This is a genomic window from Sphingobium scionense, from assembly GCF_014197035.1.
In the GTDB taxonomy this organism is placed as follows: Bacteria; Pseudomonadota; Alphaproteobacteria; order Sphingomonadales; family Sphingomonadaceae; genus Sphingobium; species Sphingobium scionense.
Genome location: NZ_JACIEU010000005.1, coordinates 51,968 through 63,606, shown reverse-complemented (window position 1 = coordinate 63,606; position 11,639 = coordinate 51,968). Strand labels below are relative to the sequence as shown.

General features: G+C 62.6%; 14 protein-coding genes. 5 read left to right on the top strand and 9 right to left on the bottom strand.

Features of this window, described 5'->3' with window-relative positions:
• Window positions 1-78 precede the first annotated feature (78 nt).
• Both rnd and GGQ90_RS06865 read left to right on the top strand, forming a co-directional pair.
• Window positions 79-1,245, top strand: a complete 1,167-nt coding sequence (gene rnd / locus GGQ90_RS06870; RefSeq protein WP_188081441.1) for a ribonuclease D — start codon at window positions 79-81, stop codon at window positions 1,243-1,245.
• Between the two features lie 11 nt (window positions 1,246-1,256).
• Window positions 1,257-1,574, top strand: coding sequence for an I78 family peptidase inhibitor (locus GGQ90_RS06865; RefSeq protein WP_188081440.1), 318 nt, complete (start codon window positions 1,257-1,259; stop codon window positions 1,572-1,574).
• 16 nt (window positions 1,575-1,590) lie between these two features.
• Here GGQ90_RS06865 and GGQ90_RS06860 read toward each other — a convergent pair whose 3' ends face one another.
• The 6 genes from GGQ90_RS06860 to GGQ90_RS06835 form a co-directional block, all read right to left on the bottom strand.
• The gene (locus tag GGQ90_RS06860) at window positions 1,591-2,562 is read right to left on the bottom strand and encodes a PAS domain-containing protein (RefSeq protein WP_246428156.1); all 972 of its coding nucleotides are present in this window, start codon (window positions 2,560-2,562) and stop codon (window positions 1,591-1,593) included.
• A 136-nt stretch (window positions 2,563-2,698) separates the two neighbouring features.
• Complete coding sequence (locus tag GGQ90_RS06855) at window positions 2,699-3,112, bottom strand: hypothetical protein (RefSeq protein ID WP_188081439.1); 414 nt, start codon at window positions 3,110-3,112, stop codon at window positions 2,699-2,701.
• Window positions 3,113-3,146: 34 nt separating this feature from the next.
• A complete protein-coding gene (locus GGQ90_RS06850; RefSeq protein ID WP_188081438.1) occupies window positions 3,147-3,530 on the bottom strand; it encodes a hypothetical protein in 384 nt (127 codons plus the stop codon).
• A 65-nt stretch (window positions 3,531-3,595) separates the two neighbouring features.
• Window positions 3,596-4,105 (bottom strand): helix-turn-helix domain-containing protein, encoded by a 510-nt coding sequence (locus GGQ90_RS06845; protein WP_188081437.1) that lies wholly within the window; start codon window positions 4,103-4,105, stop codon window positions 3,596-3,598.
• A 236-nt stretch (window positions 4,106-4,341) separates the two neighbouring features.
• Window positions 4,342-5,025 carry a hypothetical protein gene (locus GGQ90_RS06840; protein ID WP_188081610.1) on the bottom strand — a complete coding sequence of 228 codons (684 nt, stop codon included), beginning with the start codon at window positions 5,023-5,025 and terminating at the stop codon, window positions 4,342-4,344.
• 225 nt (window positions 5,026-5,250) lie between these two features.
• Window positions 5,251-5,637, bottom strand: coding sequence for a PH domain-containing protein (locus GGQ90_RS06835; protein ID WP_188081436.1), 387 nt, complete (start codon window positions 5,635-5,637; stop codon window positions 5,251-5,253).
• Between the two features lie 147 nt (window positions 5,638-5,784).
• Here GGQ90_RS06835 and GGQ90_RS06830 point away from each other — a divergent pair, with 147 nt between their 5' ends.
• Both GGQ90_RS06830 and GGQ90_RS06825 read left to right on the top strand, forming a co-directional pair.
• Entirely contained in the window at window positions 5,785-6,339 is a 555-nt protein-coding gene (locus tag GGQ90_RS06830) for a nuclease (RefSeq protein WP_188081435.1), read from the top strand.
• A gap of 134 nt (window positions 6,340-6,473) precedes the next feature.
• On the top strand, window positions 6,474-7,517 hold the full coding sequence (locus tag GGQ90_RS06825) for an acyltransferase family protein (protein ID WP_188081434.1): 1,044 nt from the start codon (window positions 6,474-6,476) through the stop codon (window positions 7,515-7,517).
• Between the two features lie 36 nt (window positions 7,518-7,553).
• On the opposite strand, the gene GGQ90_RS06820 is transcribed toward GGQ90_RS06825, so the two are convergent.
• Window positions 7,554-8,324, bottom strand: a complete 771-nt coding sequence (locus tag GGQ90_RS06820) for a CsgG/HfaB family protein (protein ID WP_188081433.1) — start codon at window positions 8,322-8,324, stop codon at window positions 7,554-7,556.
• Between the two features lie 152 nt (window positions 8,325-8,476).
• On the opposite strand from GGQ90_RS06820, the gene lepA reads away from it, so the two are divergent.
• Entirely contained in the window at window positions 8,477-10,282 is a 1,806-nt protein-coding gene (gene lepA, locus GGQ90_RS06815) for a translation elongation factor 4 (RefSeq protein WP_188081432.1), read from the top strand.
• A 72-nt stretch (window positions 10,283-10,354) separates the two neighbouring features.
• Here the strand turns inward: lepA and GGQ90_RS06810 are convergent, their stop codons facing one another.
• Together GGQ90_RS06810 and GGQ90_RS06805 are read right to left on the bottom strand one after the other, a co-directional pair.
• Window positions 10,355-10,906 carry an SRPBCC family protein gene (locus GGQ90_RS06810; RefSeq protein WP_188081431.1) on the bottom strand — a complete coding sequence of 184 codons (552 nt, stop codon included), beginning with the start codon at window positions 10,904-10,906 and terminating at the stop codon, window positions 10,355-10,357.
• A gap of 38 nt (window positions 10,907-10,944) precedes the next feature.
• Window positions 10,945-11,601, bottom strand: a complete 657-nt coding sequence (locus GGQ90_RS06805; RefSeq protein ID WP_188081430.1) for an adenylate kinase — start codon at window positions 11,599-11,601, stop codon at window positions 10,945-10,947.
• Between the last annotated feature and the right edge of the window lie 38 nt (window positions 11,602-11,639).

Sequence of the window (11,639 nt, the reverse complement as noted above, 5' to 3'; positions counted from 1 at the left end):
CCCGGCTATGGGCTTGCCTTGTCGATTATCGACCAGCCCGCAGGACGCGGGCCAGCCCATAATAAGATCGAAGACCATATGCAAATTCATCCGCTGATTACCGACAGCAAGACGCTTTCCGATTTCTGCGCCCGCATGGCCAAATCGCCCTATGTCGCGATCGACACCGAGTTCATGCGCGAGAATAGCTACTGGCCCGAACTGTGTCTGGTCCAGGTCGCTGATGCGCATGAAGCCGCCGCGATCGACCCCAAGGCGCCCGGCATCGACCTCAAGCCGCTGCTCGACCTGATGGTCGACAATGAAGATGTCTTGAAGGTCTTCCATGCCGGAGGACAGGATATCGAGATCGTCCATAACCTGACCGGCAAGACGCCGCATCCGATGTTCGACACCCAGATCGCCGCCATGGCGCTGGGCCTTGGCGAACAGATCGGCTATGGCAACCTCGTCGACGCCTGGCTCGGCGTGCAACTCGACAAGGGCGCGCGTTTCACCGACTGGGCACGCCGCCCGCTCGACAAGCGCCAGATCGACTATGCGATCGGCGACGTCACCTATCTGATCGAAATCTTCCCCAAGATGCTGGAAGAATTGCGCAAGACCGGGCGCGGCGACTGGCTCGATCAGGAGATGGAACGGATCAGCGATCCCAGCCATTATGAAAATGACCCGTCGGAGGCGTGGAAGCGCGTGCGCATCGCCAGTCGCAAGGCCGATGTGCTGGGTCGCCTCAAGGCACTGGCCGCCTGGCGCGAGAAGGAAGCCCAGGACAAGAATCTGCCGCGCGGCCGCATCGTCAAGGATGAGACTCTGGCCGACATCGCCAGCCATCCGCCACGGGTGCAGGACGATCTGGGCAAGGTGCGTGGCCTGTCCGCCACCTGGAAGACGAACGACATCGGCAACCGGCTGATGGCGGCGATCGCCAGCCACAAGCCGCTGGGCAAGGACGAGATGCCCGAACGCGATCCCAAGCGGCCGGGCCTGGGCAAGGATGGCGCCCTGGTCGCCGACCTGCTGAAGCTGCTGCTCAAGATCCGCTCGCGCGACATCAACGTCGCCCCGCGCCTGCTCGCCCGCACCGATGATATCGAGGCGCTGGCCGCCGGCGTGCGCGACGATCTCGCGATCCTGGAAGGCTGGCGCTATGACCAGTTCGGCCGGGATGCGGTAGACCTGGTCGAAGGGCGCCTTGCCTTCGCGGTCAAAAATGGCCGCCTCAAGATGACGCGGACCGAATAAGGAGACGAACGATGCGGATGCCGGTGCCAATGCCCATGACGGCAATGATGCTCCTGTCCCTGGCTGCCTGCGCCGGGACCGGCAGCGACAGCCCCGGTTCCGCATCGCCACCGGCCATGGCGCAAGGGCCGTGCAAGAATGACGGGCTCGACCGCTTCACCGGACAAAAAGCGACCGCCGAGCTAGGCGCCGAACTGCTCCAGGCATCGGGCGCCAAGACGCTGCGCTGGGGCGGCCCAAACATGGCCATGACCATGGACTTCCGGCCCGACCGGCTGACCGTCGGCTATGACGATCAGATGGTCATTACCAGCGCCCGCTGCGGCTGAAGCAAAGCGCCTCGCGCTATTCGGCGGCGCGGGGCAATTCCTGTATAGTGCTGGCGTCGAGCGCCGTGACCAGAACGACGGCTCCCTCGGTGCCATAGGCGCCCTGCAACGCAACGATCGATGCCTTCACGGCAACGGTATCGCCGCGATTGCTCAACAGCGTGGTGTGGACACATTGCGCGCCGTGGCCTTGCATCGCCCGCTCCAGCGCCTGGCGAAAGGCGGCACGCGCATGGGTTATGACCAGATCAGTTAACTGTATCCCCATCACCCGCTCCCGCGGCAGGCTGAGCATATCGGTGAAGGGGACATCGATGCTGTCGATCGTCCCCCGCACGGAGAGGCGGACATAGCCGACATCGCCATGCACGGTCATCGCCTCGATGATCGCGGCCTTGGCGTCCGCCAATCGATGGCGGCGCACATCTTCCGTAATATCGCGGAACATGATCACGGTGGACCTCCCGAGGGGAAAACTCTGCAACCGCAGCCAGGCGCCGTCTGCAAAGGGAGATGGAACATCGGCGGCGCTCGGTTCACCGCCGCTGACGGTGCGGCGCACATGGACTTCCATCAGGCTGCCGCTGATGGACGGCAGGACGGTATCCAGCATGGAACCGACCATCTGCCCAACCGGCTTGCGACAGATAGCGCTGGCAACCCGGTTGACGAAGTTGACGCGCATGTCCTGGTCACAGATGATGACGGCCTGATCGACCCAATCGGCCAAGGCGAACAATTGCTCTTCGGCCCGCTCCTGATGGGCGCTGCCCGATTGTGCCTTGAGCGCCCGGAACTCGTTGACGCCCAGCAGGACATGGGTCGCCCGACCATGATGGGTGATGTAAAGCGGCGTTCGCGTCGCCATATCGCGACATTCGGAAAAGCCCCGGACCAGATCGGCCGCGGTGACCACCGGACTCTCGGCCGGATATCCGCCTTCCCCCTCCATTCCATCACTCCCAACCGGGCTCAGATGGCGCGTCATGCGCTGCGTCATGTCCCTTGATGCCATGATTACCTGTCCTCCATCAATCGAACAAGAATGGATGCGGCAAGGCTCACACCGGACGATGACGGGTCAAGAGAGGGCGATGGCCATTTCCGCATCATATTTCCTTTGCTCAGGCCGGAAACGCATGTTTCCGGTCCATCTGCGTGCCCATGGCCATCACGACCAGTACCGGCACCGCCCATATCGTCGACATGGCGTAGAAGAATTTGGTCAGATAGGCTGGCGACACGATCACCGCGACCTGCACCGCCGTGACGTTCAACTGGAACGCGGCGACGATGATCGGCCAGCGCCGACTGCTCAGCATCGATATGATGATCTTGAACAGCAGCGATGCGCATTCGATCGCCAGGATCGTGCGGATTAATACCGCCTCCGGCCGGATGGTGAGGACCGCCGTCTGGGCCAGGATGAACCCCACCCAGACGCCGGCGATGCTCCAGCGCCCGGTCGAGCCGCCATAGCGCACCACGAAGATCGAGGTGGCCGCCAGCGCGATGGTATAGGCGAAGAAGATTTCCACGATCTAGCTGCCTATTGCCGTTGGCGGAGCCGGATCAGGCGACCAGGCGCAGGGCATCGGCCTGCTTTTCTTCCAGTGCGCTCCACGGGCTGTAGCAGCCGTCGGCGCGTTCGGCCTGGTTGGTCTTCATCCGGATCTTGGTCGCTTCCAGATGCGCGCCCAGCAGTTGCTCGCGGCTCTGCATCATCGTGTCGATGCAGCCATGGAAACGCTTGAACAGCTTCTGCCCCTGTTCAGGGGCCAGGCCGATGGTGCGGGCCGTATCGATCATGTCGGCGCTCATGCGCAGCGTATGGGCCAGGACATCGTCCAGCTTTACATAGGCATCGTGAACCTGACCGCTCAGGGCAAAGAAAGTGTCGTCCGACATGTGCATTTCGCTCTTGGCGGCGCGCTCGGCGCGGCGGGCATTGGACATGGCAAGGCTCCCTTTCAGGCCAGCGCTCGCTGGCCCATCATATGGTTTCGGATTGTTGGAGACCGTCAGCGGAACAGGTGATTGAGCCAATATCCCATCGTGATCAACGCGGCCAGGGATCCCCCTGCCCAAAGCGCGACCCGAAAGATGGTGGTCAGGATCTGCCATCTGTTCAGCCCATGCGGTTCCCCTCCCATGGTTGCCAGGATCCGGTTACCCATTTGGCGCAGTCGGCCTTTTTCCTGCCGCGTTGCGCTTGCCGGGGTGTCTCCGGTCCGGGTCGGCCTGTTTGGTGCCGACGCCTCCTTCTCACCCGCCATCGCCGGTTCAACAAGCGGCTCCGGCTTTAATTCAAATTGGTTGAATTGCTCGCTTTTCTCGGCCTCTACCAGCATACGCGCGGCCTCGCGCCGATCCCTGGCGCCCAGCGCCACGGTCGCCCGATAGACATATTGATCGACCGTTCCGGGGGTCAGCGATGTGCGCTGCGCGATCTCTTTGGAGGTATAGCCCTGTGCCACCAGCCGCAGGCATGCCCGCTGATTATCGTCCAGACTGGCAACCGCATTCGACATTCCAACCCCTCTGACCGCCCACAGGGAATCATGCCCCGGAGCGGATGTAAACTTCTTCTGTGATCAAATTTTTATGATGGCAGGCAAGTCATTGATTTATCGTATATTCACTTGATCCATATCGGTGGGACGAAAAGAGGCGACACCGCTGGGGCATCGCCTCTTTCCGTTACGGAATCCGGTATTGCAATAACCTGCGCGTCGGCACGCGACACAAAGCGCCGAATCCGTCCCGGCTACAGCTCCAGGCCGATCAACGTACCGCTGCCGATCCGGTCCACATAGCGCTTGCCATCGACCTCCAACCAGTCCGGCGTCACCTCCAGCCGGCGGCCATTGATTGTGGTACGCAGATGCTCGACCGCGATCCGGTTGCGCGCGACGATGCGCAGCACGCACAGTCCATCCCCGCGCGCCGCCATCATCGAATAGCGGTCGCCGCGCAACAGGAAATGCCAGCTGCCGTCATGCGGCTTCCATTCATTGCCGTCGATCACCTGCATCGGCGTGCCGTCGGCCGCGCCCAGCCGCACACTGATCCGCGTCGCGCCCATGCTACGGCGCGGCGGCGCAAAGATCAGGATCGGCTCCCCATCCATCGCGATCGGAATCGGCGTGTCGCGCAACGTGCGGGATCCGCCGACGATCAGATGCGGCAATTCATTGGAGAAGGGCAGCCGGTCGCGCGCGAAATGGCGCTGACGCACCACCGGATTGGCGTGGAAGCTGTGGACCTGATTCGCCGTCAGCCGCCCCTCTTCCACCAACCCGTGGCAGGTCGGGCAGAGCAGCGTCGCCCCCGGCCCGTCCGGCAGCCCCAGATAGCGATAGATGGTCACCCCGCAACGCACGCAGGCGAAGCCGCAGGACTGCCGAATCTCGGCTCGCTGATCGGCCGTCAGTTCCGGCAACAGCGGCATTACGCGCAAACCCACCATCTAGGCGCCCCTTATCTCGCGCCGCCCGCCTGATGCGGATCGACGTTGCTTGTTCCTGGCGTCCTCGTGCGGATGGAAAGCTCTGCCGGCCCCTGGGGTCCTATTGGTTAAAATAAATGCGCCCAAGTCAAGGGCCTAGACATTATGTTCGACAAGAAACTGCCGATAATCGCGTCTTTTCCGTGCGTGCCGCCGCCGGCCGACCGTTCAGCGCTGTGGCAGCAGGTCCAGGTTGCGCGCCGCCGCGATCGCCCTGATCCGACCCGGCCGCGGCATGTTCCGAACCGCGATTTCCGCTACGTCACCGGCGCTGAACAGCTCGACATTGCCGACATCGAACAGCCGCTGTCCCAGCGTCTGGGTGATGCGCACGCTGCGAATACTGGTTAGTGATATCTCGGTCCGCTGCTTGGCCAGCAGCCCGCGCTCCAGCAGCACCTCGCGTTCGCTCAACGCCAGCCGCTCGCCCTTGTGCAGCACCCACCACACCCCGATCGCCAGGATGCCGACCACCGATATGAGCAGCAGCAGGAACAGAAAGGGATGCGCCCGGACCATCGCCGGATGCTCGTCATATAGCCATGGTTCGCTCACGCCGCCTCCCTTGTCTGGCTCCAGCGATTTTCACCATGGCCCCGCTCCAGCGTCAAGGCATCGCCCGGCCTGGCACCCTGCCGGCACTGTGGTTAACCAAAAATTTCCCAATATTTACTAGCGATAGCATCCGATTGGGGATGAATCATGGCCTATAGCCTGCATGATATTGGTGACGAAGACCGGGACCGGTCGGACCATTGGCTGAATGACAAGCAGGACAAGCGCCGCGCCATCGTGCCGCTGCCCCTCGTCCTCATCGCCCTGTTGATGGGCGCGTTGCTGCTGGTCCTGATGCGCCATGTGCTGCCCACGACGGCACCATCCGCACCTTCCATCCATGCCCCCACCACCATATCCACCCGTTTTGCCGCCTGTGACGATCTGGACGGCCATGCCTGTGTCCTCGCCACCGACGCCTATGCCTATCAGGGCCGCCGCTATCATCTCGCCGACATCAGCGCGCCGCGACTCGAAGGAGCCTCCTGTCCGCAGGAAGCTGCGCTCGCCCGCGCCGGCCGCACCGCGCTGCAGGGCATGATGAACGGCGGTAGCTTCGAAGCGCATCCCGACCCGGCCGATAGCGATCCGGCCGCGCGCATCCTCGTCCGCGACGGCGTTTCGCTCGGTCAACTCCTCATTCTCAAGCGCTATGCCCGCCCATGGTCGGCCAAGCCGATTAATTGGTGCGCGGCCAGCTAGCGCCACTGTTCCGAAGGAACACCAGCAGCAGAGCGTTTCAGATTGGGACCAATGTCTCAATGCCCGCCATTTGCGGATTTTACGTTAACCAAGAAAATATCCCATTCGTTGCTCTATCATTGCTATGAAGCATCATGGTCGAAACGAAGCCGAAGCGAACAAGGCTGACGGAGCTGGACGCATTGCGCGGCATCGGCGCATTATGCGTGCTGGTCTTCCATTATTCGACCCGCTTTCACGAACTCTTCCCACAGGCCAGCCATGTGCCCTTCAGCTTTCCCGGCGGCAATTACCGGGTGCTGTTGTTCTTCACCATTTCCGGCTTTGCGATCTTCTTCACGCTGGACCGGATCGGCACGGTCGCCGACTTCATCGTCAACCGCTTCGCGCGCCTGTATCCCGCCTATCTGGTAGCGATGTTGGTGACGCTCTCGATCGAATATCTGGCGCAGGCGACCCAGTTGCTGGTCGGGCCTTTTGCGATTCTCGCCAATCTGACGATGCTCCAGGGCTTTGCTTTCATTCCCGAAGTGGACGGCGCTTATTGGACGCTGACGGTGGAGATCGCCTTCTATTTCTGCATGGTCTCGATCTGGAAATGGATCGGCCTCAGGCATCTGGAGCCGATCCTGATCGTCTGGATTCTGCTGCGCTGGGTGATGCAATTATGGCCCGACATCGTGCCCGAACGGGTCGTGATGCTGCTGGTGCTGCGCTATACCCCCTTCTTCATCATCGGCATGCTGGCCTATCGCATCTGGGCGGGGCAGCGCAGTTGGCAGCAGCAGGCACCCTATGCCGCCTTGGCCTTGCTATCGATCGCGACCATGGAAAGCTGGGACGTCACGATCGTCGGCTTTGTGCTGATGGCGACCTTTATCGCGCTGATCCGCAACCAGCTGCGCTTCCTGGCGATCCGGCCGCTCGTCTGGATGGGTGGGATCAGCTACAGTTTCTATCTGATCCACCAGCATGTCGGTTTCGTCGTCATGCTGGAGATCGCCAGGGCCGGCTACAGCCCCTGGATCGGCTTTTCGGCCGCCTTCCTCGTCGCGCTGACGCTCGGCACGCTGATCAACCGTCTGGTCGAGCGACCGGCGGGAGAGATCATTCTGCGCTGGTGGAAGAAGCGGCGACGGGCGCCAGGCCCGCTTGCGGAAATCGCGCCGAGCGGATGAGAGCGCTGCCGCAGCGGCAACGCCCCCTTATCAATCTTATTGCGCGACCGGTGCCGCAGCCGCTGCATTGTCCGGCAGGCCACCCAGCTGCGTCACCAGCTTGGTATAGGCGTCGAGATAGGCGAGCACGATCACCTGACCGATTTCGGTATTCTGATAGCCACCGCCGCCTGCACCGGCAAAGCCACCCCACCAGCTCGACCCGCCACTGGCGTTGAAGCTGAGGTCCGACTTGCGGGCATAGCCCTCGGTCAGCGCCTCTTCCTCGGTGGTGCGGGCATTGACCACGGAGAGCGTGACGTTCGCCTCGCTCTTCTTGACGTTGATGCCGCCGGCAATCCGCCCCCAGGTGCTTCCGCCCATGAAGCCGCCCAGCACGCCGCCCAGTGAGTTGCCGCCACTGTTGCGGTTGGACGAGACGATGTCGGGCTCCAGGAAATAGTCCGCCGCCTTCACCTGGCCGCGGCCCAGATTGCTGCCGGCCTGCAATTCGCCATTGTCGGCCATGGCGCGTTCCATGTTGCGGTTCGCCATCGAGCGGCCACGATTGACGAGGCCGAAGCAGCCCGACTGCTGCACGAAAATCTTCAGGATAGCCTCGGGGCTGCCCAGATTGAGTTCGCGCCACCACTGATTCTCGGGTTCTACGATCGCGACAGTGCCCAACCGCTTGGTGCAGTGCGGGATTTCCGCCTGTTTCCGCGACTGTTCCTGGCGAGCCGACGAGCCCTTTTCGGCGGCCATGGCGAGCGGTGCAATCGAGCCAAAGCAGACCGCAGTTGCAGTCAGCATCTTCAATACACGCATTTTTCTTAACCCCGTTTCTGTCTGATCGAGAGAATGTCGTGCGACCCGGGTATTTTTCAGGAGACTATCATAGTGGCAGGATAGTGTCATGTCCGCACGCCGCCATGCGCGATCCTGCTGACAGCGCCTGAAACTGCTGCTATCGGGCGCCGATGACCGACCTGTCCCATATCCGAAACTTTTCGATCATTGCGCATATCGACCATGGCAAGTCGACGCTGGCCGATCGCCTGATCCAGCGCACCGGCGGCCTGACCGACCGTGAGATGAGCGCGCAAGTCCTTGATAACATGGACATCGAGAAGGAGCGCGGGATCACGATCAAGGCGCAGACCGTGCGCCTCGACTATACCGCAAAGAATGGCGAGACCTATGAGCTCAATCTCATGGACACGCCGGGCCATGTCGACTTCGCCTATGAAGTGTCGCGCAGTCTCGCCGCGTGCGAAGGTGCGCTGCTGGTCGTCGACGCCGCGCAGGGCGTGGAAGCGCAGACACTGGCCAACGTCTATCAGTCGATCGAGCATGATCATGAGATCGTGCCAGTGCTGAACAAGATCGACCTGCCCGCCGCCGAGCCGGAAAAGGTGCGCGCGGAAATCGAGGAAGTGATCGGCCTCGATGCGTCGGAAGCGGTGCTTGCCAGTGCCAAGTCGGGCATCGGCATCGACGATATCCTGGAAGCGATCGTCAACAAGATTCCCGCGCCTAAGGGCGACCGCAACGCGCCGCTGGAGGCGATGCTGGTCGACAGCTGGTACGATCCCTATCTGGGCGTCGTCATCCTCGTGCGCGTCGTCAACGGCGTCATCAAGAAGGGCCAGGCGGTCAAGTTCATGATCGGCGGCACCGAACATCTGATCGACCGTGTCGGCTGCATGCGCCCCAAGATCGAGGCGCTGCCCGAACTCGCCGCCGGCGAGATCGGCTTCATCACCGCGCAGATCAAGGAAATCGCCCAGACCCGCGTCGGCGACACGATCACGACCGTGAAGAATGGCGCGACCAAGCCGCTGCCGGGCTTCAAGGAAGTGCAGCCGGTGGTGTTCTGCGGCCTGTTCCCGGTCGATGCCAACGACTTCGAGAAGCTGCGCGAATCCATCTCGAAGCTGCGCCTCAACGACGCCAGCTTCTCGTTCGAGATGGAAACCTCGGCCGCGCTCGGCTTCGGCTTCCGCTGCGGCTTCCTGGGCCTGCTACATCTGGAAATCATCCAGGAGCGCCTCAGCCGCGAATATGATCTGGACCTGATCACCACGGCGCCGTCGGTGGTCTATGAGATGCACATGAAGGACGGGTCGGTGCTGCATCTGCACAACCCGGCCGACATGCCCGATCCCAACTATATCGAGATGATCGAAGAGCCCTGGATCGAGGCGGTGATCTATTGCCCCGACGAATATCTGGGCAGCATCCTCAAGCTCTGCCAGGACCGTCGCGGCATCCAGAAGAACCTCACCTATGTCGGCGGTCGCGCCCAGGTGACCTATGAACTGCCGCTCAACGAAGTGGTGTTCGACTTCTATGATCGCTTGAAGAGCATCAGCCGCGGCTATGCCAGCTTCGATTATCACCAGATCGGCACGCGCGAGGGCGACCTCGTCAAGATGAGCATCCTCGTCAACAATGAGCCGGTCGATGCGCTGTCGATGATCGTCCACCGTTCGGCCGCCGAAGCGCGCGGCCGCCACATGTGCGAGCGCCTCAAGGATCTGATCCCCCGCCACCTGTTCAAGATCCCGATCCAGGCGGCGATCGGCGGTAAGGTGATCGCGCGCGAGACGATCGCGGCGATGCGCAAGGACGTCACGGCGAAATGCTATGGCGGCGACATCACCCGGAAGAAGAAGCTGCTGGAGAAGCAGAAGGAAGGCAAGAAGCGGATGCGCGAATATGGCAGCGTCCAGATTCCGCAGGAAGCCTTCATCGCCGCCCTGCGCATGGGCGACGAGAACTAAACAAGATCCATCGGGGTGGAGGCCATCAGGCTTCCGCCCCGATTTCCTTCCGCCTGCGGGCGCAGGCGCCCTTCAGCCCTTGCTATCTGCAGCCCGCTTATACCCGTCGAGCTGCTCCACAAGCACCTTGTCGACCATCGGCGCAATCGGCGCCAGGCCACCGCGCATATAACCGCCAACGGAATAGGTCAGCGTCACACGGCTGCCGCCCGGCGCGGCCGTAATGGCGAAGTCCAGCACGCCGGTCACCGCTTCGCTCTGCAACGGCCCCAGCGCCCCGCTCAGCCGCAACCGCTGGCCCGGCGCGGCATAGATGACCCGCGCATGTTCGATGCTGCCGGAGGCGCCCTTTCCGCTCTTGTCGAGAAGAGTCTCGCAGAAGCAGCCTCCGGCCTTCGCCTCCAGCACCATGTTGCGCGCATCGCCGCTATAGGTGTGGGCGCTGTTCCACCAGCGCCCCGGCTCTGCCAGCAGCGCATAGGCCGCGTCGGGCGCCGCCGCCACGTCCACGCTCGCCTGCACGACAAAGCCGGCATCGCTGCTGGCAACCACCCCACCCTGTCCGGGCGCGGCCGCCAGCGCCATGCCGGCGCCTGTCAGTATCGATGTGATTGGATAGGCCATATCCCCTCCCCGCCTTGTCGTCGGGGAGGGAGAATAGCTCAGGCCGGAACGCCGTCCAAGATGGCGACGATGGCGCCGCTGACGTCGTTCATGTCGGCCATGCCATCGACGCGGCTGACGATGCCGCGCGCTTCGTAGATCGGCAGGATCGGTGCGGTCTTGGCACGATATTCGGCCATGCGGGTGCGCACCGTTGCCTCATTGTCGTCCGGACGACGCTTGAACTCATGCCCGCCGCACTTGTCGCACGTGCCCTCGACCTTGGGCTGCTTGAAGGCATCATGATAGCCTTCGCCGCAGGTCGCGCAGGTGAAGCGGCCGGTGATGCGCTCGACCAGCGCATCCTCGTCCACTTCCAGCTCGATCACATGATCCAGCGTGCGGCCGCGATCGGCCAGGATCGTGTCGAGCGAATGAGCCTGGGCCTCTGTCCGCGGATAGCCGTCGAAGATGACGCCGGTATCGGCCGACAGCGCATCGAGCGCTTCGCCGATGATGCCCGACACGACCTCGTCCGGCACCAGTGACCCCGATTCCATCAGCGCCTTGGCCTGCAGGCCGACCGGCGTCCCCGCCTTGACCGCCGCCCGCAGCATGTCTCCGGTCGACAGTTGCACCATGCCCCGACTGTCGACGAGTCGCGTGGCCTGGGTACCCTTGCCGGCACCTGGAGGACCAAGCAGAATGATATTCATTGCGCGCATTCTCCCCTTGTACTTGCGCTAGCCTGCAT

Bases quoted from the DNA above. Each gene is read 5' to 3' on its own strand.
- rnd (WP_188081441.1), top strand. From the start codon at position 79: ATGCAAATTCATCCGCTGATTACCGACAGCAAGACGCTTTCCGATTTC.
- GGQ90_RS06865 (WP_188081440.1), top strand. From the start codon at position 1,257: ATGCGGATGCCGGTGCCAATGCCCATGACGGCAATGATGCTCCTGTCC.
- GGQ90_RS06860 (WP_246428156.1), bottom strand. From the start codon at position 2,562: ATGACGCGCCATCTGAGCCCGGTTGGGAGTGATGGAATGGAGGGGGAA.
- GGQ90_RS06850 (WP_188081438.1), bottom strand. From the start codon at position 3,530: ATGTCCAATGCCCGCCGCGCCGAGCGCGCCGCCAAGAGCGAAATGCAC.
- GGQ90_RS06845 (WP_188081437.1), bottom strand. From the start codon at position 4,105: ATGTCGAATGCGGTTGCCAGTCTGGACGATAATCAGCGGGCATGCCTG.
- GGQ90_RS06840 (WP_188081610.1), bottom strand. From the start codon at position 5,025: ATGCCGCTGTTGCCGGAACTGACGGCCGATCAGCGAGCCGAGATTCGG.
- GGQ90_RS06830 (WP_188081435.1), top strand. From the start codon at position 5,785: ATGGCCTATAGCCTGCATGATATTGGTGACGAAGACCGGGACCGGTCG.
- GGQ90_RS06825 (WP_188081434.1), top strand. From the start codon at position 6,474: ATGGTCGAAACGAAGCCGAAGCGAACAAGGCTGACGGAGCTGGACGCA.
- GGQ90_RS06820 (WP_188081433.1), bottom strand. From the start codon at position 8,324: ATGCGTGTATTGAAGATGCTGACTGCAACTGCGGTCTGCTTTGGCTCG.
- lepA (WP_188081432.1), top strand. From the start codon at position 8,477: ATGACCGACCTGTCCCATATCCGAAACTTTTCGATCATTGCGCATATC.
- GGQ90_RS06810 (WP_188081431.1), bottom strand. From the start codon at position 10,906: ATGGCCTATCCAATCACATCGATACTGACAGGCGCCGGCATGGCGCTG.
- GGQ90_RS06805 (WP_188081430.1), bottom strand. From the start codon at position 11,601: ATGAATATCATTCTGCTTGGTCCTCCAGGTGCCGGCAAGGGTACCCAG.